We start from the raw sequence: 20,507 nt of genomic DNA, 5'->3' as shown, positions 1-20,507 counted from the left end.
GGCAACATGAGTTACCGGACAGAAGACATCGCTTATGTGCAGCCGGCGCAATCCGCGGCGAACACGCCTGCCGCGCAGCAACGCACTACCGCCGATTTCCGCGAACTCGATGCCGCTCACCACATTCATCCGTTCTCTGATATGGGCGCGCTCAATCGCAGCGGCAGTCGCGTGATCGTGAAAGCGCACGGCGTGTATCTGTGGGATTCGGACGGCAACAAAATTATCGACGGCATGGCGGGTCTTTGGTGCGTCAACGTCGGATACGGTCGCAAGGAACTCGCGGATGCGGCCTATCGGCAGATGCAGGAACTGCCCTACTACAACACGTTCTTCAAGACCACGCACCCGCCGATAATCGAGTTGTCGGCTTTGCTCGCCGAACTCGCGCCCGAGCCGTTCAATCACTTTTTCTACTGCAATAGCGGCTCGGAAGGCAACGATACGGTGCTGCGCATCGTTCATCAATACTGGGCCACGCAGCGCCGGCATTCGAAGAAGATCGTGATTGCGCGCAGAAACGGTTATCACGGCTCGACCATCGCAGGCGCGACGCTCGGCGGCATGGGCTATATGCATGAGCAGATGCCGTCGAAAGTCGAGAACATCGTGCATATCGATCAACCGTATTTCTTCGGCGAAGCAGAAAGCGGCCAGACGCCCGAGGAATTCGCGCTGGCTCGCGCGCAGCAACTCGAAGCAAAGATCCTCGAATTTGGCGCTGAAAACGTGGCCGCGTTTATCGGCGAGCCGTTCCAGGGCGCGGGCGGCGTGATCTTTCCCGCGTCGACTTATTGGCCGGAAATTCAGCGTATTTGCCGCAAATACGACGTGCTGCTAGTCGCGGACGAAGTGATCGGCGGATTTGGGCGCACCGGCGAATGGTTCGCTCATCAGCACTTTGGTTTCGAGCCCGATCTCATCACGCTCGCCAAGGGACTCACGAGCGGCTATGTGCCGATGGGCGCCGTCGGTTTGCACGATCGCATCGCAACCGCGATTATCGACAACGGCGAGTTCAATCACGGCCTTACGTACTCCGGTCATCCTGTGGCCGCCGCCGTTGCGGTAGCGAACCTCAGGTTGCTGCGCGACGAGAAAATCGTCGAGCGCGTGAAGACGGACACCGGTCCGTACTTCCAGAAAAAACTGCGTGAGACGTTCGCCAATCATCCGGTTGTCGGCGAGATTGCCGGTGCCGGACTCGTGGCCGGCTTGCAACTCGCGGAACAACCTGCATCGCGCAAACGCTTTGCGAATGGCGGCGATGTCGGCACGCTCTGCCGCGACTTCTGCTTCAACGGCAATCTGATCATGCGCGCAACCGGCGACCGCATGCTGTTGTCGCCGCCGCTCGTGATCAGCAGGGAGGAAATCGACGAGATCGTTGCGAAGGCGAAAAAGGCCGTCGATGCAACAGCGCGGCAACTGGGCCGCTTATAACGGATTGCGGCTTCAGGCATGCGCGTAGGCGTCAGGCACGCGCATGCCGCTGACGCTCACGCCGACGCCGACGCTGAAAAAAGCGCCGCAACGGCGGTTCGTGACACTTCGCATTTTCCGCACCTTAACTTCGCGATTAACAGGTTTATCCGATACGGATACTGCCGCAGACTGGGCTCATCATCAACACGGACATTGTCCGCGAAAGGACCCGATCATGCGAAGCTATCCGCTTAACAGCAAAGAGGCAGCAGCCCGTATCGTCGCGCTTGCGCTCACTTCGGACGGCCATGTCTGCAGTTCGGAAGAACGCGCACTCGAGAAGCTCGACATAGCCGGCGAACTCGGCCTCGCGCCGGCGCAGTTCGCGCAGATCCTGCAGACGCTGTGCGAGGACCGCTCGATCGCGCGGCTATCGTCCGCGCCACCGATGGGCCGCCTGGACACCGCGCTGCTCGCCACGCTGATCGACGAAATCGACGATCCCGCGCTGCGCCGCAAGGTCATCCGCCTATGCGTCGCGGTGACGGTCGCCGACGACTATCTCGCGGACGGCGAAATCGCGCTGCTCGCCGCGGTGTTCGATGCGTGGGGACACGAACTGAAACCGGTCGCACGTCGCCACGGCTTTCCGTCGCATGTGATGCGCAATTACGAGCGCGCGCTCGCCATCACCTGAGAAGCCAGCGCATGATGCTGCCCGCGGCGCGAGCGGATTGCGTGAATCTCTTCGACCACGCCGTCCGCGCGGCCGAGCGGGCGCAAACCGCGCAGCAGCGACAACTCTTCCGCGCCCAGTTCGGCGAGCGGAAACACGCCGAGGCCGCGCGCGGCGAACACCGCCATCAGCGCGCTGTCCTCGAACTCGCCGACGACGCGCGGCCGGATGCCGTGCGAATCGAACCAGCGATCGAGCCGCGCTCGCAACGCGGCGTGACGCGTGGGCAGTAGCACGGGCAAATCGGCAAGACAGTGCGGAAAACTCGCGCGCGCGGATTTGCGCACGATTTCCGCAGGACCGTACCAGTCGACGGGCGAGCCGACGAGCCGCTGACTCAGCACACGCAGATCGGAATTGTGCGGCGCCGGCTGACACGCGAGCACCAGATCGAGCCGATGCAGCGCGAGTTCGGACAGCAACTGCGCGGGCTCTCCCTCGTGACACAGCAGCCTGAGCGACGGCGTGCCGAGCACGGGCGCGAGAAGCGCATGCGCCGCGAGCTTTGAAATGCCATCGGACAGGCCGACCGCAAGGCGCGCGACGCCTTCGCCGCCCGCCTCTTGCATGTCGTCGAGCAGCGCCTCGCCGAGCTGAAAAATCTGCTCGGCGCGGCTGAACGCGGTCTCGCCGGCTTCGGTCATCGCGACGCCGCGGCCGGCCGGTTTCAGCAATTGCCGCCCGATGGATTTTTCGAGTTCGCGGACCTGCGCGCTGATGGTCTGAACCGCCATATCGAGCCGCTCGGCTGCGCGCGCAAAGCCGCCCTCCTTCACGACGATCCAGAAATAGTACAGGTGACGGTAGTTGAGCATGGCACGGCCGGTGGAAATCATGTTCGAAAAAACCGATATATCGATCAGCTTAACACTGGTTTATCCGATCCACGCATTTGGCGATCATGATCGCTATCGCATCGCTATTCCACCGTTATTCAACCCCATTCGCCGACGAACTCATGGACACCCTGCTCACACTCGCTGCCGATCCCGCCGCATGGGTCGCGCTTCTCACGCTCGTCGTGATGGAGATCGTGCTCGGCATCGACAACCTCATCTTCATCTCGATCCTCAGCAACAAGCTGCCCGTGGCGCAGCGCGCGCGCACGCAGCGTCTCGGCATCATGCTCGCGCTCGTGCTGCGGCTCGGCCTGCTCGGCACGGTCGCATGGATCGCGCAACTGACCGCGCCCGCGATCACGCTGTTCGACCACGCGTTTTCATGGCGCGATTTGATTCTGCTTGGCGGCGGCCTGTTCCTCGTGTGGAAAGCGACGCGTGAAATGCACCATCACGTCGTGCACGCGCAGGCGGACCACGAAGACCGCAGCGCGGGCAGCACCGTTCAGTTGACCGTGGCGAGCGCCATCGGCCAGATTCTGCTGCTCGATATCGTGTTTTCAGTCGACAGCATCATCACGGCGGTCGGCATGACCGACCATTTGCCGATCATGTTCCTCGCGGTCATCAGCGCGGTCATGGCGATGCTGTTCGCCGCGCGCCCGCTGTCGCAATTCATCGACCGCAATCCGACCATCGTCACGCTCGCATTGAGCTTCCTGCTCGTGATCGGCATGACGCTGATTGCGGAAGGCTTTGGAACGCATGTGCCGAAGGCCTATATCTACGTGGCGATGGCTTTCTCCGCGTTCGTCGAGGCAGTGAACATGCTCGTGCGCCGCTCGAAGTCGAAGCGCGCTGCGGGCACCGCTCGATGAGCGTTTCCACCTCTCGTAACAAGGAGCGACACCATGAAATGCCCTGCTTGCAAAACGCCTGACCTGCTGATGACCGAGCGCCGCTCGATCGAAATCGACTACTGTCCCCAGTGCCGCGGCGTGTGGCTCGACCGCGGCGAGCTCGACAAGCTGATCGCGCAAGACACCGCCGAAACAGCCGCGCCTGCCGCAGCCGCTCACGCGCGCCCGAGCCACGACGACTATCGGGATCGCGATCGCGGGCATGTCTACGACGATCAACGCCGTTACGACGATCATCGATCGGGTTATCGGACGCACAAGAAAAAGCGCTCGATTTTCGACGTGTTCGACTTCGATTGAGCGCTTAAACCTGCGTCATACGCCTCGCGTGGCCCTGCTACTTCGCGCGCGCTTGCGGCCCGTCACCGCGCCGCGTCGCAATCGGCTCGGCCACGCTGCAGAGCAGCAGCAGACACAGCAGCGCCGTGCCGACCATATACAGAAACACGCTCGTCCAACTGAACTTGTCGAGCAGAATGCCGACGACAAGCGGGGCGCATGCGCCGCCAATCTGCCCGACACAGTTCACGATGCCGAAGGCCGTCGGATAAGTGGATTTCGTCGCGAGTCCCATCGGGTACGCGGAATAGCCGGCGAAGCCGATGCCGAGCATCAGGCCCGCGAGCATCAGCGCGACGCCGAGATACGCGACGCTGTCCGGCGCGTCGATCAGCAGCAGCATCATCAGCATGGTGCCGAGCGCGCCGAGCATCATCATCGGCTTGCGGCGGCCGGCGAGCAGCCGGTCCGATATGACGCCGCCGAGCATGTTGCCGGCCACCGCGCCGATAAACGGCGCCGACGCGAGAAAGCCCATTTTTACCGACGCAAAACCCTTGACCGTGACGAGGTACGTTGGCATCCACGACATGAAGATGTTGCTGATGCCGATCATGCAGCCATAGCCGATCGCGACGCCCAGAATATTCCATGATCCGAACACCTGGCGGATCGTCTCGAGTTGCGCGACGGGCCTGGTCCGATTGAACGCATCGAGATACGGAATACGCGCGACTTCATTGCGGCGCGACGCGGCTGCGCCCTGGCCCTGGCGCGGGGTATCGTCGGCGATATAGCGCTGCTCGGCTTCCGAACAGAAGCGGTTTTCACTGGGCGAATTCGTGACGAGAACCATCCACACGAGAGCAAGCACAAGGCCCGGCACCGCGAAGACATAAAAGATCTCGCGCCATCCCCACAACTGGATCACGACGATGCACACCGACGGCACGATCAGCGGCCCGAGCTTGGACGCGGCGATCCACAGGCCGGTGGCCGTGCCCTTCTCTTTCGCGGGAAACCAGCGGTTGATCACGTTCGTGCAGCCGATCCCCAACGGACCCTCGGATAACCCGAGACCGACGCGGTACGCCTGGAGCAGAAACACCGACGACGTCGTGCCCATCAGCCCGGTAAATACCGACGTGAGAATCATGAAGACCGAAAACAGAAAGCCCGTGGTCTTTTCACTGAGCCGCTTGTAAAGCAGGCCGACGGGTATCTGCACGAAACCGTACGCAAACGAAAAGAGACTCACGATGAGTCCCGCCTGCGTGTTCGTGATGCCGTACTCCTTTTTCAGGTACGGCAGCGCAAAGCCGAAATTGGCGCGGTCCGCGCAGGCAATCGCCCAGATGCAGAAGATCAGCCCCATCACGATCCAGCGGTGGCCCGTGCGCTTTTGCGCAAGCGGTGCGGCTTTTGCATCCGCGACCACACTCTCCGCATTATTCATGGCGAATCCCTCGCGAGCTTGCGTCGGGACGGGAATGCAATTGCGAGTGCAACAGCGGGTGCATCGGTAAAAAACCTGATGCAGCGAGAGGCGTCATGCAGCGGCATGTTTTCACGCTTTGTCTCCGATGTATTTAGAAATTATTAGCCGCTTCCCTTGAGGAAGCAGGCGAAGGAATGCTCCTTCCGACGCTTCGATTCTGCGGGCGGTGTCATGGGCCGTCCAATCTTTTCTCGCTATTAATTGATGCCTGGATTGAATCACCGGCGAGCGCGCCGTTACGCTTCGATCCGTGGATCAACTGATAGCGTTTTGGGATTGGACGCGATTCGTGAAAGGGCCCATCATCCGCCGGCATCGCGACTGGATGCGTGCGCCGCTCGCCGCGCCGGCCGGATCGTCGACTACAACAAGGAGCGCCGCTTTGAAACCGAACATTCTGCAACTGAACCCGATTCTGATTCCCGCGATCAACGACACGCTCGCATCGCGCTACACGGTGCATCGCCTCTTTGAACAAAATGATAAGGATGCCTATATCAGCGAGCACGGCGCGTCGATCCGAGGCGTTATCACAGGCGGCCACACCGGCATTTCGAACGACCTGATCGAGCGCTTGCCCGCTCTGGAAGTGATCGCGGTCAACGGCGTGGGCACCGATGCAGTGGACCTGGCATTCGCGCGCTCGCGCGGCATTCCGGTGACAGCGACATTCGGCGCGTTGACGGAAGATGTCGCCGACCTCGCGATCGGTCTGATGCTCGCGGTATGCCGCGAAATCTGCGCGGGCAACGAGTTCGTCAAATCGGGCAACTGGCAGAAGAATCCGCATCCGGGCGCGTTGCCGCTGTCGCGCCGCTTGAGCGGCAAGCGCGTCGGAATCGTCGGAATGGGCAAGGTTGGGCGTGCGATTGCGCAGCGCGCGAGCGCGTTCAACTGCCCGATCTCATACACGGATTTGCGCCGCATGGACGATGTGCCGCATCCGTTCGTCGCCGATCTGCTGTCGCTCGCGCGCGGTTGCGATTTTCTCGTGCTGGCCGCCGCCGCCGACAAGGCGCAAGGCATCGTCAATGCCGCCGTGCTCGATGCGCTCGGCAAGAACGGCTACCTGATCAACGTCGCGCGCGGCAAGCTCGTCGTGGAAAGCGATCTCGTGCAGGCGCTGCAAGGCGGCGTGATCGCGGGCGCGGGACTCGACGTGTTCGTCGACGAACCAAACGTGCCGCCTGCGCTCTTCGACATGGACCGCGTTGTTTTGCAGGCGCATCGCGCGAGCGCCACGGTCGAATCGCGCACCGCGATGGGCGAAATGGTGCTGGCAAGCCTCGAACAGGCGCTTGCAGGGCAGCGTCCCGAGGGCAGTCTCACGACCTGATGCAGCACCGGCCCGCGGCTTGCCGCGGCGTCCGGATCGGATGGGGAGCGCGCGCACCTATAATGAGCGTCGACTTCCCTTCCATGCCGATACAAGAATGCTCGATCTCGGACAAGTGCGTTGCTTCGTCGCCGCGGCGACAGAACTGAATTTCAGACGCGCTGCCGCGCTGCTGCACATGACCCAGCCGCCATTGAGCAGACAGATTCAACTGCTCGAGGACAACCTCGGCGTGAAGCTGTTCGAACGCATTGGCCGCACCGTCAAGCTGACCACCGAAGGCCGCGTGTTTCTCGCCGACGCGACGCGTCTGCTCAATCTTGCCGAGCAGGCCGAAAGCACCGTGCGGCGCGCGAGCAAGGGCAAGACCGGGCGCGTGCGGCTCGGTTTCACTGGCGCGGCCGGTTATGAGCTGATTCCCGAGTTGCTGGTCGCCGCCGCCGACGTGCTGCCCGAGATCGACGTCGTATTGCTCGAACTCGTTTCCGCCGCGCAGATCGAAGCGTTCGCCGCGAATGCAATCGACCTCGGCTTTCTGCGTCCGTTGCAATCGAGGCAAAAGCTGGAGTTTCTGCTCGTCGACGAAGAGCCGTTGATCGTCGCGCTGCCGAGGCGCCACGCGTTGTGCCAGTTCGAGCGGATCGAACTGAAGCAACTCGACGAGCAGCCGTTCATCATGCATTCGCCCGCGCAAGGCAAGTACTTTCACGACCGCATCATGGGCATGCTCGCGGCCGAAGGCGTGAATCTGAACATCGCGCAATACATCGATCAGACGCCCACGATTCTGTCGCTGGTTCGCGCGGGACTCGGGCTCGCGATTCTGCCCGCGTCTGCGCAACGGTTTCATTACGACAATGTGGAGTTCCGGCATATCGCCGGCAACACGATTCACGCGGAAATGAGCATGGCCTGGCGCGCGGATCAGGACAATCCCGCCGTCACCGCGTTCCGTCTGATGGCCGCGGAATATTTCGCGAATGTGGCGAATGTGGCGCGCACGTAGCAAGCCGCGCGGAACCAATAGCCTCTCGCGCGACCAGGTATAGCGCTTGCGCGACGTTGCATCACTCCTTCCCCTTCCGTTACGGGACGAATGCGATGATCGTGCACCATCTCAACTGCATTTCGACCTGCCCGCTGGGCGGCCGCCTGATGGACGGACGCACGCGTTCGCTCGCCGAGCGCGGGTTGCTCACCTGCCACTGCCTGCTGGTCGAAACCTCCGCGGGGCTCGTGCTGGTCGACACCGGCTTCGGTCTGCGCGACGTCGCCGATCCGCGCTCGCGGATCAGCCGTTTCTTTCTCGGACTCGTGAGCCCGGATTTCCGCGAGGAAATGACCGCGATCCGGCAGATTCAGCGGCTCGGTTTCGATCCGCGCGACGTCACGCATATCGTGCTGAGCCATCTCGACTTCGATCATGCGGGCGGCCTCGACGACTTTCCGCACGCCACCGTGCACCTGTTGCGCGTCGAGCGCGATTACGCGTTCGAGCAAAGAACGTGGATGGACCGGCAGCGGTTTCGTCCGCAGCAGTGGTCGACGTCCGCGAAATGGCGCGTGTATCAGGCGAGCGAAGGCGAAACGTGGAATGGCTTTTCGCGCGTGCAGCAATTCGACGGACTGCCGCCCGAACTGCTCGTCGTGCCGTTGCGCGGACACACGTTCGGTCATGCGGGCATCGCCGTAAATACGACGGGCGACCGGTGGCTGTTCAACGCGGCCGACGCCTATTTCCATCACGCCGAAATGCATGCAGAACCGCATTGCACGCCGGGGCTGCGCTTTTATCAGTGGATGCTCGAAAAAGATCGCGCGGCGCGCTTCGATAATCAAAGCCGGTTGCGCGAACTCGCATTGACGAGCCAGGCGGTGAGCGTGTTTTGCAGTCACGACGTGACCGAGTTCGAACGGCTCGCGAAGCGTCCCGCGAACATGCCGGCGCGCCGGGCCGTCGACACCTCTGCCGCCCCGCACGCGGCCTGGTCGTCCGACAATCGCACGGCATAGCGCCGTCAACAAAAGAACAGACAACAACGAAGAAGCCGGCGCGCCAGCCACCGCGCCTGCGATGAAATCCAGTATGCTGAGCGCTTCAGCCGCCCGGCTCGAATGGATGTCGTCCTTCGCCCTTCTTCGTCATGAATCTTTCCTTTGAAGTCCTTCAGGTGCTTGACGCCGTCGATCGAACCGGCACCTTCGCGAGCGCCGCGGAAACGCTGCATAAGGTGCCGTCGTCGCTCACGTATCTGGTGCAGAAGCTCGAGCTCGATCTCGGCGTCAAGCTGTTCGATCGCAGTGGCCGGCGCGCCACGCTCACGCATGCGGGGCGCGTGGTCGTCGAGGAAGGCCGCCGTTTGCTGGCCGCAGCAGAAGATCTGGAATGCAAGGCGAAGCGCATCGAGCAAGGCTGGGAGTCCGACCTGTACGTCGCCGTCGACGAGATCATTCCGTTCGCGCTGCTGTGGGATCACGTCGGCGAGTTTTATAAGCTCAAGCTCGACACGCGCCTGAATCTGTCGACGGAAGTGCTGGGCGGTTCGTGGGACGCGCTGCTCACGCGCCGCGCGGATCTGATTGTCGGCGCCGCGGGCGATCCGCCGCCGATTCCGAATCTCGTCGCAAAGCCGATCGGCTCTTTGCGGCACGTCTTCGTGGTCGCGCCCGATCATCCGCTCGCAAGCATGCCCGGACCGCTGACGCTCGACGTGGTCGCGCGCTATCGCGCGGTGGCGATCGGCGATACGTCGCGCAAACTCGCGCCGCGCACCATCGCGCTCGCCGACAATCAGGAAGTGCTGACCGTGCCGACGCTCGGAACCAAGCTCGCCGCGCAGTTGCGCGGGCTCGCTGCGGGCACGATTCCCGAATGCCTCGCCGTCGAGGCGCTCAGGAACGGCGACCTGGTGCAGAAAGAAGTGCTCGGCATGCGCGAGATCACACATTTTTATCTGGCATGGCGCGACGACGAGACGGGCAAGGCGCTGCGCTGGTGGGTCGAGCGTCTCGATCATCCCGACCTGATCGACCAGGCCGTGCAACGGCAAATGCTCGACATGCAGATCAGTCCGCCGTGATGCAGACGCACCCGTGACGCGGGCGTGACTCAGGCGTGACTCAGGCATAACCCAGGCCGCTCAAAGCCAATGCCGCGCGCCGGCTAGCATCCTTCGCTCACTCTCGGCTGCCGCGAACGCCTGACAGGCGGCGCACTCGCCTCGCCTTCTCTGTGCGCGCATTGCGGCACCATTGCGGCCGAAGCCCTCGCGGTTTCGAGCAGTTGCAGCGCTGCTCTGAAGTCGTCGAAATCGAGCCCCTGGGTGAGTTTCGCGCACGCCGATTCGATCAGGCGCACCGCATCGGCAGCACGCCCTTGCGCGCACCACAGGCGGCCGAGACTGGTGGCCGCGCGCAACTGCAACGAAGCGCAGCCTTGCGCGAGCGATTCCTCCATTGCCGCCGTCAGGCACGCGTTCGCATCCATCGCGGCGCTGCCAATTGAAAACACATTGGCATCCTGAAGCAGCAACTCGCCCTGCACGCGCCGCAGTTCGACCACATACCAATGGTCGCCGCTTTCGTCGCATTGGGCCAGCGCGCGCGTCACCGCGGCGATGGCTTCCTCGCGCCGTCCCGCGCGGCCCAATGCGAGCGCGTACTGCGCGACCAGCATCGCGCGTTGCGCGGCGTATTCGAGCGCGTCGAGTTCGTCGAGCGCCGCGCGAAATGCCTGGAGACGCGCGGGGCTCACGTCGTCGAATGAACGCAGGTACTCGTGGAAACAGCGCGCGCACGCTTGCGAGACACCGAGGCCCGTGCGCGCCGATACATCGCGCAGCAAGGCAATGGCGTCTGCGGCCCGCTCGCGTTGACCCGACAGCAACGCGAGCGGAATCTCCGCTTCGACGAGCACGTAGCAGGTGACGATCGCCTGGTCTTCCGCGCACGCGCTCGCGACGCAAGCCTGCGCCAAATCCAGCGCCTCGTCGCGCGCGCCCTGGAACCACAGCAGCCGTGCAAGCGTCGCGCGGCCGACCACGCCCTGATCGATGGATTGACCGAGCGGCAAACCGTGCTGCAACGTATCTGCTTGCAGCAGAAAGCGTTCGAGCGACGCGCGCGCCTGCTGCTGATTGCCCGCGTAATGCCACGCTATGCCGAGAAGCCGCGCGGCGAGAATGCCGTTGCTCGTGTCGCCGGTCTGCGCCGCGAGCGACGCAAACCGATGCGCGAACGCCAGCGCATTGCGCGCCGCGCCCGACGACTGGCTCGCGTTCCACATGCCCCACAACGCGCGCGCTTCGAATGCGCGATCGGCAAGCGCGATGGCGAGCGCCAGCACCTCGGCCCAGACCGCGAGCGTTTCGCGGTTCGGTCCGTTGACGTAGACAAGCGCCGCACCGAGCGCCGCGAGCAGTTGCATGCGCACGCGCAGATGCCGCGTCGACCCCGACGCGCCATGCGTATGCGCGACGCTTTCCAGCGCGCGGCGCGCCCACGCGCAGCATTCGTCCACCAGCGAAAGCTCGTACAACAACGCGACCACCTTGACCGCGAGTTTTTCCGCGAGCGCGTCGTCGCCTTTCGACGAAAGCGCCCAGCCGAGCGCCGCGCGCAGATCGTCGAGCCAGCCGCGCATGCGCGCATGCCAGCGGTCGGCGTCGGCATCGGCATCGCCTTCCGCCGAGCGCGCTTCTGCCGACATATGACGCTCGAGCAAGCCGGTGAAATAGCGCGCGTGATTGAGCGTGACCGCGCGCCGCTCGCCGTTGTCGTCGAGCTTTTGCAGCGCGTACGCACGCGTGGTTTCGAGCAGCCGATAGCTCGCCTTGCCGCGCTCCACGCGCGCGACCACCAGCGACTTTTCGACGAGCCCCGAGACCGCCGCGATCACCCCGGCTTGCTGCAAGCCAGAGTCCGCGGCGACGGCGATGGCCGCGTCGATTGAAAAACTGTTGACGAAGATGCCGAGCCTGCGCAGCGTCGCGCGTTCGGCGTCGTCGAGCAGGCCGTGACTCCAGTCGAGCGTGGCCTTCAAGGTCTGATGCCGCGGCAGCGCCGTGCGGTTGCCGCCCGTCAGCATGTCGAAGCGGTCATCGAGATGATCCGCGAGTGTTTCGATGCCGAGTGTGGCCGCGCGCGCGGCAGCAAGTTCGATCGCAAGCGGTATGCCGTCGAGCCGGCGGCACACGGTGCCGGTCAGTTGAATGCTGCGTTCGTCGGACGAAAAACGCGCATCCATCGCACGGGCGCGCGACAGAAACAACTGCACGGCGCTGCGCTCGAGTACCTGCTGGCTTTGATCGTCGTGCGCGGGAACATCGAGCGAGGCGACCCAGTACAAGTGCTCTTGCGCGAGGCGTAGCGGCTCGCGGCTCGTGGTCAGCACGCGTACGCCCGGACCCGCATTCAGCAGCGCGTCGGCGAGTTCGGCGGCCGGGCCGAGTACGTGCTCGCAATTGTCGATCACGCACAGCACGCGCCGCTCGCCCCACTCGCTGCTGACGCGCGTGAGCGTGAGCGGACCGCTCGCCTTGCTGACGCCGACGCTCGCGGCGAACATCGCGAGCACGCTGTTCGCGTCCGACGTCGATGCAAGCGGGATCAGATAGACGCCGTCCGGATACGCGTCGAGCAGGCGGCGCGCGACTTCGACCGCAAGACGCGTCTTGCCGATGCCGCCCGCGCCGAGCAGCGTGACGTGACGCGCCGATGCGAGCGCCTGCGCGACGTCGCGCAGCGCGTCGTCGCGGCCGATCAGCGGCGAGAAGCTCGCGGGCAGATTGCGCGGGATGTGGGCCGCCGCGCTTTGGCGGTCGTTGGCCGCCTGCAGGTCGCGGCCGAATCCGCTCAACGTCACGCCGCTCGCGTGCTGCACCGGCGATTGCCGCGCGACGAGCCGGTAGCCGCGGCCCGAGACCGTCTGTATGAGTCCGCGGCTCTCGCCAAGCACCTTGCGCAGCGCGGACATATGAACCTGCAGATTATTTTCTTCGACGATGGTGTCGGGCCACACTTCCTTCAACATGTCGTTCTTCGACACCAGTTCGCCTTTCGCGGCGATCAGGACGGCGAGCATGTCGAATGCGCGGCTGCCGATGCGCACGGGTTGTCCGTCGAGAAGCAGTTCCCGACTGGCCAGGTCCACCTGAAGCGGGCCGATGCGGATCATGAGGCGGTATCCAGAGCACGAGGGATGAAGATGCTGCCGGGCAATGGCTACCCGGCGATGAGTCCCCGAAGTCTAGACCAACAGTAATCACGCATGCGCGGAAAAAACTGAACCTATCGTTCAAAATTTTTGTACTGAACGAGCGGATGCTGAAGCTCGACCACCGACGCGAGAATCATCGCCGCGGCGTTGACCGGCACCGCGCTGCGCACTCTCGGCTTGTAGATCATGTCGTTCCGGCGGATCGTCGCGCCGCTCAGCGCGCAGCGTCCCTTCAGTCGCGCGCGGCAACTGATCCACACCTGGTCCGCGTAACGGCACAGCGTGGCGTCCTGCCAGAGGACCGCAATCGACGTCTCCGACAGACGCTCGATCACTTCGACCTGCCGATGCCGCGACGGCCCGTTGGCGGCCTCGCGCGTGAGCGGCAGCACGCGATATGGCTCGCCTTCGGCGTCGCCGCGATAGCCTGCGAGGAGCCGCTCGATCACGTGATTCCAGATGGGCGCGCTGGTGCCGTCGCGCGCGTATTCGTGCTCATGCTCGCACTCGTCGCGCGCTGTGCGGCATTCGTCACGATGCACGCCCGCTTCGTGCCTGGCTGCATTCGTGCATTGCTTGGCGGGGGATTCGATGTGCATCGCGATTCTCCTCGAGTGTTGACTATGCGCCGGTGGGCCACGTTGCAGGCGGCTCGCCTCGCAACGTCGGCTGCATCAGTGGCCGCATCAGTGGCCGCATCAGTGGCCAGGCGCGGCCTCGTAGTTGACCGGCACCCAGTCGTACGTGCCGCCGTTTTTTCGAATATGCCCGAGGCCTGGAAACGCGATATGCGCGGCGCCGATCAGGTAGCGCCGATTCGCGGCGAGTTCGAGCGCGCTGCGGCGCGAGCGTTGTGCAGCGGCGGCGTCGGTGTCGTATTCGACCGAAGCTGTCGGGTTCTGCAACTGGATCGCGGCCACATGCACGATGTCGCCCCACACGAGCAGATGCTCCGTGCCGCTCTCGATCAGATAACCGGTGTGGCCAGGCGTGTGTCCAGGCAACGCGATGGCGCGGATGCCGGCGTCGAGTTCGATATCGCTATCGACGTCGACATCGAACGGTTTGAAGCGGCCCGCCGCGATATACGGCGCGACGCTTGCGCTCGCGGCGTCGAAGAAGGTGCTCAGAAAAGCCGGCGCTTTCGCTTTGTTGGCCGGATTCAACCAGTAGTCGGCTTCGGCCCGGCTTGCTCGCACGAGCGCGTTCGGAAACGCCATCGTGCCGCTGCTCGCACTGTTGATCACGATCCCGCCCACATGATCCTTGTGCAGATGCGTGAGCAACACTTCGTCGATCTGCTCAGGCCGATAGCCGGCCGCGCGCAGATTGGCGAGCAGCTTGCCGCAGCAATCGCCGTACAGCACGCCCGCGCCGGTGTCGATCAGGATCAGCTTCGAGCCCGTGTTGATCAGAAACGCGTTGATCGAGCCTTGCACCGGCGCGCTCAGAAAATCGCGTTCGAGGTCGCGCGCGATCTCGGCCTTCGACACGTCTTCAATCACCGTGTCGATGGGAAACGGATGCGTGCCGTCGAGCAGCGCCGTGACTTCTAACTTGCCGAGCATGAGCCGGTAAAAGCCCGGCCCTTGTGTCTTGACTTGCGGCGCGGCCGCGAACGCCGCACTGCATAAAAAGCTCGCGGCCATGCCCAAAATCATCATGCAACGCGCGGCCGCATGCAAAGTCCAGCTACGTTGAAACGACTTCATCTTCTGCTCCGTCAGGAATGAGCCGCGACTTTCGCCGGCTGGCTGAGATACGCATGAATCTGTGCGACGACCGCCGCGCCGTCGCCGACCGCCGCGGCCACGCGTTTGGCCGAATCCGAGCGCACGTCGCCGACCGCGAACATGCCCGGCACGCTCGTTTCGAGCGGATAGCGCAGGCCCGCCGCGGAGCCGCCCGCGTCGCTTCTTGCGATTCCTGTCACGACGAAGCCGCGATTGTCGAGTTCGACGCCGCTCGCCGTGAGCCAATCGGTTTTCGGGTCCGCGCCGATAAAGAGAAACAGATGCCGCGTGGCCACGACTTCTTCGTCGCCGCTCGCTTCGTGACGCACGCGCACTTGAGTGAGGCCCGCTTCGTCGCCTTCGAGCTCGCTCAGCGTGCAGCCTGTGCACAACGACACGTTGGGCAGCGAACCGATCCGGTCGATCAGATACTTCGACATGCTCGCGTTGAGATCGCGGCCGCGAATCAGCATGCGGATGCTGCGCGCGAAGTTGGCGAGAAACACCACCGCCTGCCCCGCCGAATTGCCGCCGCCGATCAGCACGATGTCCTGCCCCTTGACGAGCTTCGCTTCGATCGTCGATGCCCAGTAGTAGGTGCCGCGTCCCTCGAAACGCTCGAAGCCGGGCACCGTCGGCTTGCGATACGCGGCGCCGCTCGCCACCACGACCGTGCGCGCACTGATGCGCTGGCCGTCGACGAGCGTCAGCGCGAACCTGCCGTCATCGCGGCGCACCTCCGTGACCTTGCCGGGAATCGCGAGATGCGCGCCGAACTTGAGCGCCTGCTGGAATGCGCGCGCGGCGAGCGCCTGACCCGAGATGCCGGTGGGAAAGCCGAGATAGTTTTCGATGCGCGAGCTCGCGCCCGCCTGGCCGCCAGGCGCACGCTGATCGAATACGGCCACGGACAGTCCCTCGGTCGCCGCATACACCGACGCGGCGAGTCCGGCCGGACCCGCGCCGACAATCGCGACGTCGTAGCGATGCGACTGCTCGAAGGTCGGCACGAGTCCGAGGCACGACGCGAGTTGCGCTTCATCGGGCGCGCGCAGCACATGTCCGTTCGGGCAGAACACCAGCGGAAAATCGCCGGGACCGGTCGTCATGCCGCCGAGCAGCGCGACCGCCTCCGGGTCCGAGCGCGCGTCGATCACGGTCGCCGGATAGGCATTGCGGCGCAGGAAGCCTTGCAGGCCGACGAGCCGCGCATCGTCGCCATTGCCGACGATGATCGGCCCGAGGCCCTGCTCGATCAGTCCGAGCCGCCGCAAGATCAGCGCACGCATGATGTGCTCGCCGAGTTGCGCATCGGCGACGATCAGCGCGCGCAGGCGCTCGGGTTCGATCACGAGCGTCTCGGCGTCCGTCAGCGCGAGACCGTCGATCAGCGCCGGCTTGCCGGACAGTTGCGCCATCTCCGCCATGAAATGCCCGTCGTCGTGTTCGGTGACGAGCGTCGAGCGGCCGAAGCTGTCGCGCGAAAAAATCCGCACGCGTCCATGCAGCAGCACGAAGAGTCCGAGCGCGACTTCGCCCGTCTTGAAGATGAGTTCGCCGGCCTTGAAGCTCATCGGCCGCGCAAAGCGCCGCACGCTCTGAATCTCCGCCGCCGACAGACGCGGAAACATTTGATGTTGCCGGTATTCGAGCGATGAATAGGGAAACTCGAGCTCCGACGGTTGGGAGGCGTCGAGCGAAAAACCGGAAGTGCTCATTGCGATGACCTTTGTATGCGTGACCCGTTGCCGCTCTCTTCTCTGCTTTTCTCTTACCTACCAGCCGAACTTCAGCTCGGCGCCGACATAGTCGGCATTGCGCGCGCCGAGTTCGCGCAGCGACGGTCCCACCTGAAAATGCACGGCTTCGAGCGCCGCCGCGAGATTCGCGGTGACGGCCCAGTCGGCGCGCAGTTGCGTATAGAAACCGGTCCATCGGCTGCCGCGTCCCGCCGTGCCCGGCACCACCGCGGAGCCTTGCTGATAGACCGCGTCGGCGGTGGTCTCGCGCCATTGCAGACCGACGCCCGCGAGCAGCGAGAGCTTGCTGGTCGGCTTGACGACGAGCGAGGGCTTCACGTGGATCAGGTTCGCGTAGCCGGTGTAGCCGGCGAGCGCGAAGTAGTAGCCGTTCGGAAACAGCGGATTGAAGGTGCCGACGCGGCCGTCGCCCGGATGGTTGTCGCCCGATGCCGCATCGACCTGGATGCCGACGCGCGGCGTCCACGGCGCGGACGCGAACGTGTAGCCGGCGAGCGAACCGACCGCCCATGCGCCGATCGTCTTCGTGCCCACATGCCCTGACTGATACATGCCCTCGACGTCCCAGTCGACGTGACCGAGCTTGCCCGCATAGCGCGCGTCGAACACGTCGCGATGCTCGTCGCCGGTCGCGTCGAGAAAGCGCGCGTTGCTGCGGTTGTAGCGCGAGTAATACGCGGACACGTCGCCGGGACCGACGCCCTGGCGCTCCACGCGCACGCCGCTGAACGTGAGATGCCGGTTCGAGACGTCGTCGAAATCGCTGTTGTCGCGGTACTGGACCGGCTGCGTCGCGTAGGCGATCCAGCGCCACGGACCGGTCTCGTAGTCGGCCCAGATCGCGTCGTACGCCTGGCGCACGTTCGGGCCGTCGCGCACGGAGATGAAGCGCTGCAAGTCGAACGCCATCTCCTGGCGGCCGACGCGGAACTTGATCACGCCGGGCCCGAGCGGCTCCACGATGGCGACAAACGCCTGACGCAAGTCGAGCGGATTCTTGTCGACTGGCGAGACCGTGTTCTTGCCGTAGGGATGCGCGTCCTCGAGTTGCGTGAAGATCTGCACGTGAGGACCGAGGCGCACGTCCGCATGCACTTCGAGGCGTTGCAGCAGATACGTGTCGGCATGCCCCGAGCCGAGACCGAAGAGCGGCGCGTCGTTGGTTTCGAGCCGCTCGCGCAGCACCACGCCGAGCGACACATACGCATCGGGATTGCCGAACAGCGGGATGTATTTCAGCGAATCGAACGGACGCTTCGGGACGCACGGATTCGCGAGCGCCGACCAGTTTTCCTGCCAGCGGTTGAACATCACGGCTGGGCGCGTGCATGACGTGCTTGTGGCGGGAGCGCTGACGAGGGCTGTGTCGTCGGCGCTGCCGAGGGCGGTGTTGGTGGCGCTCGCCGTATTCGCGGCGCTGCCCGATGCGCTCTCCACGGCAAAAGCCGGCGTTGCGGCAGTCAGACCCGTCGCCAGTCCCGTCGTCACGCTCGTGGCGAAAAGCCACGCGCGCAGCGCGGTACGGCGCGCCGTTCGAGCACGCGCCGTCGCCTCCACCTTGCGTGAACTCGCCGCCGATGTAGCCTGCATCGTCTGCGTCATCTGCATCGCGGTCGCTTTAGCGGCCATCGTGCACTTCGGCGATATATCCGCCCGGGAACTCAAGCATCGCGGTCTTGCCCGCCGCGCTGCCATTGGACGCGTACGGCGCATACAGCACCTTCGCGCCGGCCGCTTGCGCGCGTTGCAGCGTCTGCGCGACATCGTCGACGGCATAGCCGGTGGTGTCGCGGCCAAACGGGAACGGCAGCTTGCCGTCGGTGACGAACACGACCATGCGGCCAAAGCCCGAAGCGATGCGAATCTCGCGGATCGTTTCGCCCGGACGGCCGATCACGCCGCCATCGGCGCGCGGATTATCCGACAGCACCTTGCCGTGCGAAAAGTGCAGCCAGCGGCGCACGAAGTCGTCGGCCTCGTAGCGCGACACGTACACGCGGTTATCCGGCACGCTTTGCAGCGGCGCATAGTTGGGCGCCTTGGTGTGCCAGTAGAGCTGCATCGTCAGACCGCCCGGCCACTGGATGATCGCGTCCTTGCCGATCGGATCGTCGAAGCTGTCGACGAGCACGTCCGCGCCCGCCGCGCGCGCGGCCTTCACGGCCTGATCGATATTGGTAACGAGGTAGCCGGTGCGTTCATTGCCGAACGGATACGGCACCGGCGTTTCGAAGCCGAACACCGAGAGCATGCCCACCGGCGTCTGCACATATTGCGAAGCGGTGCGGCTCGGCGTCGGCGTGACGGTGAAGACCGCGCGCGGCGACGCCTTGCCGCCGAACGTCGCGATGAAGCTGTTGACGAACGCATCGAGATCCGCGGAAGCGACATACACGTGCGTCGTGTCGTATTGCGGACCGACCGACACATCGGGATGACGCGCGGCAAGCGCGGTCTTCGCGCTCGCGACTTCGGGCGGACCCGCATCGGCGAATGCGGACGTGAACGGCGTGAGGCCGGTCAGGCCGATGAGCAGTGCGGCGGACACCGCCGCGAGAGGACGAAGACGCTGGAGCGAATGGAGCATATGCATGACCTGATCGTGTTGGAAAAATGCGTGTGCAATGGAGCGGAGGAATCGCTGCACTAACGTGGGAATCAACTGCGCACTAACTTGGAATCAACCGCCCTCTTTCGCGGCGCCCGGCGCGGCCGGTTTTTGCGCGGCGCCATCCGCTGCGGGCGGCGCGCTCTGGACCGCCGCGCTCGGCGTGAAGAGCTGGCCCTTCACGACAGGGATCGCGTGTTCGCCGAGCACCATGCCGAGCAGGCCGGCGAGCGCGATCAACGGCGGTGCCGGCGACTGCACCTTGAGCAGCCAGTAGAGCAGTCCGACGCCGAAGCCGACGCCCAAAGAAATGATGTAGCCCATGTCAATCTCCTATCGGGGCCATGCTCAGTTCGGCCATTCCGAACCGAGCACCAGCCCGCAAAAATTCAGACGCCGGTAGTTCGGGTCCCACCGGTCCAGTACGTCGGCGTTCACGGTGCCGAACGTCGTATGCGGACGAAACTCCATGCCGCGCGCGTATTCCTCGAGAATCCGCTTCTTGAAGCCCGCTTCCCGCGGACACGCCTCGACGATTTCGTCGCGCTGCTGCGGGGCGAATTCGTCGTAGCACGCGCCGCGCACGTCCATTTGCACACCCGCGGCAAGCAACGCCGCGAGCGGCGCGAGATGCTCGGGAATGCCCGGCGTCGTATGCAACGCGACCGCCAGCCAGACTTCGTCGATCGCACTCGCCGCGGCCTTGTGCTCGCGCATGAAGTCGCGCGCCGCGTTCGCGCTATCGACCTCGTAGCGGCACGACGATCCGCGATGCACGGTATTCAGGCCCACGTTATGAAACATCGCGCCCACGTACAGCAGTTCGATGTCGAACACCAGGTTCTCGCGATAGCCGGTCAACGCGCCGAATAGAAACGCCCGCTGCGCGTGATGGAACATCAGCGCCGATTCCGTCGCGCGGACCCGCTCGGTTGCCCCGCGGGCCATCGCACTGTCCGGCATCGCGATGCCCGCTATGGTCCTGTTCATCTCATCTCCTCCACGTAGCGCATCGCACGGGCCTCCGCGCGGGCCTCTTCATCGGGCCGTAGTCCTCGCGCGATTCCTGCGAACACGCGAAAGGCTGCCATCGGCAGGCCATCGACCGAGCCTTGAACAGCGTAACGATTGCCGCCGATAAAAGCCTTGGCGCAAA

At 64.3% G+C, this 20,507-nt stretch carries 18 protein-coding genes; 8 read left to right on the top strand and 10 right to left on the bottom strand.

Annotated features, from left to right (window positions below; genetic code table 11):
* Positions 1-6 precede the first annotated feature (6 nt).
* Positions 7-1,443, top strand: a complete 1,437-nt coding sequence (locus AB6809_RS08215; RefSeq protein ID WP_371026321.1) for an aspartate aminotransferase family protein — start codon at positions 7-9, stop codon at positions 1,441-1,443.
* Positions 1,444-1,660: 217 nt separating this feature from the next.
* A complete protein-coding gene (locus AB6809_RS08210; RefSeq protein ID WP_371026320.1) occupies positions 1,661-2,122 on the top strand; it encodes a TerB family tellurite resistance protein in 462 nt (153 codons plus the stop codon).
* Here the strand turns inward: AB6809_RS08210 and AB6809_RS08205 are convergent.
* Positions 2,095-2,976 (bottom strand): LysR family transcriptional regulator, encoded by an 882-nt coding sequence (locus AB6809_RS08205; protein WP_006049042.1) that lies wholly within the window; start codon positions 2,974-2,976, stop codon positions 2,095-2,097. The genes AB6809_RS08210 and AB6809_RS08205 overlap by 28 nt on opposite strands.
* A 143-nt stretch (positions 2,977-3,119) precedes the next feature.
* Between AB6809_RS08205 and AB6809_RS08200 the strand changes: the two genes are divergently transcribed.
* Positions 3,120-3,878, top strand: coding sequence for a TerC family protein (locus tag AB6809_RS08200; RefSeq protein WP_044020922.1), 759 nt, complete (start codon positions 3,120-3,122; stop codon positions 3,876-3,878).
* 33 nt (positions 3,879-3,911) lie between these two features.
* Positions 3,912-4,220 (top strand): zf-TFIIB domain-containing protein, encoded by a 309-nt coding sequence (locus AB6809_RS08195; RefSeq protein WP_371026319.1) that lies wholly within the window; start codon positions 3,912-3,914, stop codon positions 4,218-4,220.
* A 37-nt stretch (positions 4,221-4,257) separates the two neighbouring features.
* On the opposite strand, the gene AB6809_RS08190 is transcribed toward AB6809_RS08195, so the two are convergent.
* On the bottom strand, positions 4,258-5,655 hold the full coding sequence (locus AB6809_RS08190) for an MFS transporter (protein ID WP_371026318.1): 1,398 nt from the start codon (positions 5,653-5,655) through the stop codon (positions 4,258-4,260).
* A gap of 424 nt (positions 5,656-6,079) precedes the next feature.
* Between AB6809_RS08190 and AB6809_RS08185 the strand changes: the two genes are divergently transcribed.
* From AB6809_RS08185 to AB6809_RS08170, 4 genes are all read left to right on the top strand, one after another.
* A complete protein-coding gene (locus AB6809_RS08185; protein ID WP_029968488.1) occupies positions 6,080-7,033 on the top strand; it encodes a 2-hydroxyacid dehydrogenase in 954 nt (317 codons plus the stop codon).
* A gap of 97 nt (positions 7,034-7,130) precedes the next feature.
* Positions 7,131-8,039, top strand: a complete 909-nt coding sequence (locus tag AB6809_RS08180; protein WP_371026317.1) for a LysR family transcriptional regulator — start codon at positions 7,131-7,133, stop codon at positions 8,037-8,039.
* 95 nt (positions 8,040-8,134) lie between these two features.
* Positions 8,135-9,046: an MBL fold metallo-hydrolase gene (locus tag AB6809_RS08175; protein WP_371026316.1), complete on the top strand. Its 912-nt coding sequence runs from the start codon at positions 8,135-8,137 to the stop codon at positions 9,044-9,046.
* 131 nt (positions 9,047-9,177) lie between these two features.
* Positions 9,178-10,113: a LysR family transcriptional regulator gene (locus AB6809_RS08170; RefSeq protein ID WP_371026315.1), complete on the top strand. Its 936-nt coding sequence runs from the start codon at positions 9,178-9,180 to the stop codon at positions 10,111-10,113.
* Between the two features lie 83 nt (positions 10,114-10,196).
* On the opposite strand, the gene AB6809_RS08165 is transcribed toward AB6809_RS08170, so the two are convergent.
* The 8 genes from AB6809_RS08165 to AB6809_RS08130 form a co-directional block, all read right to left on the bottom strand.
* Positions 10,197-13,208 (bottom strand): winged helix-turn-helix domain-containing protein, encoded by a 3,012-nt coding sequence (locus AB6809_RS08165; RefSeq protein ID WP_371026314.1) that lies wholly within the window; start codon positions 13,206-13,208, stop codon positions 10,197-10,199.
* Between the two features lie 113 nt (positions 13,209-13,321).
* Positions 13,322-13,849 carry a DUF3331 domain-containing protein gene (locus tag AB6809_RS08160; RefSeq protein WP_371026313.1) on the bottom strand — a complete coding sequence of 176 codons (528 nt, stop codon included), beginning with the start codon at positions 13,847-13,849 and terminating at the stop codon, positions 13,322-13,324.
* Between the two features lie 99 nt (positions 13,850-13,948).
* Entirely contained in the window at positions 13,949-14,962 is a 1,014-nt protein-coding gene (locus AB6809_RS08155; RefSeq protein ID WP_371026312.1) for an MBL fold metallo-hydrolase, read from the bottom strand.
* Positions 14,963-14,973: 11 nt separating this feature from the next.
* On the bottom strand, positions 14,974-16,701 hold the full coding sequence (locus tag AB6809_RS08150) for an FAD-dependent oxidoreductase (protein WP_371026311.1): 1,728 nt from the start codon (positions 16,699-16,701) through the stop codon (positions 14,974-14,976).
* Positions 16,702-16,758: 57 nt separating this feature from the next.
* Positions 16,759-18,372 (bottom strand): alginate export family protein, encoded by a 1,614-nt coding sequence (locus AB6809_RS08145; RefSeq protein WP_371026310.1) that lies wholly within the window; start codon positions 18,370-18,372, stop codon positions 16,759-16,761.
* The gene (locus AB6809_RS08140; RefSeq protein WP_371026443.1) at positions 18,362-19,330 is read right to left on the bottom strand and encodes a VOC family protein; all 969 of its coding nucleotides are present in this window, start codon (positions 19,328-19,330) and stop codon (positions 18,362-18,364) included. Before AB6809_RS08140 ends, AB6809_RS08145 begins: the two co-directional genes overlap by 11 nt.
* Before the next feature lie 93 nt (positions 19,331-19,423).
* Complete coding sequence (locus AB6809_RS08135) at positions 19,424-19,675, bottom strand: DUF1427 family protein (protein WP_371026309.1); 252 nt, start codon at positions 19,673-19,675, stop codon at positions 19,424-19,426.
* A 24-nt stretch (positions 19,676-19,699) separates the two neighbouring features.
* On the bottom strand, positions 19,700-20,341 hold the full coding sequence (locus AB6809_RS08130) for a phosphohydrolase (protein ID WP_371026308.1): 642 nt from the start codon (positions 20,339-20,341) through the stop codon (positions 19,700-19,702).
* Positions 20,342-20,507 lie beyond the last annotated feature (166 nt).

The sequence above is a fragment of the Paraburkholderia sp. RCC_158 genome, assembly GCF_041355255.1.
GTDB classification, from domain to species: domain Bacteria; phylum Pseudomonadota; class Gammaproteobacteria; order Burkholderiales; family Burkholderiaceae; genus Paraburkholderia; species Paraburkholderia graminis.
The sequence above is the reverse complement of the archived record's forward strand: the minus strand, read 5'-3'. Positions and strand labels throughout refer to the sequence as shown.

Coding starts and splice junctions, on each gene's coding strand:
- AB6809_RS08215 (WP_371026321.1), top strand. CDS start 7: ATGAGTTACCGGACAGAAGACATCGCTTATGTGCAGCCGGCGCAATCC.
- AB6809_RS08210 (WP_371026320.1), top strand. CDS start 1,661: ATGCGAAGCTATCCGCTTAACAGCAAAGAGGCAGCAGCCCGTATCGTC.
- AB6809_RS08205 (WP_006049042.1), bottom strand. CDS start 2,976: ATGCTCAACTACCGTCACCTGTACTATTTCTGGATCGTCGTGAAGGAG.
- AB6809_RS08200 (WP_044020922.1), top strand. CDS start 3,120: ATGGACACCCTGCTCACACTCGCTGCCGATCCCGCCGCATGGGTCGCG.
- AB6809_RS08195 (WP_371026319.1), top strand. CDS start 3,912: ATGAAATGCCCTGCTTGCAAAACGCCTGACCTGCTGATGACCGAGCGC.
- AB6809_RS08190 (WP_371026318.1), bottom strand. CDS start 5,655: ATGAATAATGCGGAGAGTGTGGTCGCGGATGCAAAAGCCGCACCGCTT.
- AB6809_RS08180 (WP_371026317.1), top strand. CDS start 7,131: ATGCTCGATCTCGGACAAGTGCGTTGCTTCGTCGCCGCGGCGACAGAA.
- AB6809_RS08175 (WP_371026316.1), top strand. CDS start 8,135: ATGATCGTGCACCATCTCAACTGCATTTCGACCTGCCCGCTGGGCGGC.
- AB6809_RS08170 (WP_371026315.1), top strand. CDS start 9,178: ATGAATCTTTCCTTTGAAGTCCTTCAGGTGCTTGACGCCGTCGATCGA.
- AB6809_RS08165 (WP_371026314.1), bottom strand. CDS start 13,208: ATGATCCGCATCGGCCCGCTTCAGGTGGACCTGGCCAGTCGGGAACTG.
- AB6809_RS08160 (WP_371026313.1), bottom strand. CDS start 13,849: ATGCACATCGAATCCCCCGCCAAGCAATGCACGAATGCAGCCAGGCAC.
- AB6809_RS08155 (WP_371026312.1), bottom strand. CDS start 14,962: ATGAAGTCGTTTCAACGTAGCTGGACTTTGCATGCGGCCGCGCGTTGC.
- AB6809_RS08150 (WP_371026311.1), bottom strand. CDS start 16,701: ATGAGCACTTCCGGTTTTTCGCTCGACGCCTCCCAACCGTCGGAGCTC.
- AB6809_RS08145 (WP_371026310.1), bottom strand. CDS start 18,372: ATGGCCGCTAAAGCGACCGCGATGCAGATGACGCAGACGATGCAGGCT.
- AB6809_RS08140 (WP_371026443.1), bottom strand. CDS start 19,330: ATGCTCCATTCGCTCCAGCGTCTTCGTCCTCTCGCGGCGGTGTCCGCC.
- AB6809_RS08135 (WP_371026309.1), bottom strand. CDS start 19,675: ATGGGCTACATCATTTCTTTGGGCGTCGGCTTCGGCGTCGGACTGCTC.
- AB6809_RS08130 (WP_371026308.1), bottom strand. CDS start 20,341: ATGAACAGGACCATAGCGGGCATCGCGATGCCGGACAGTGCGATGGCC.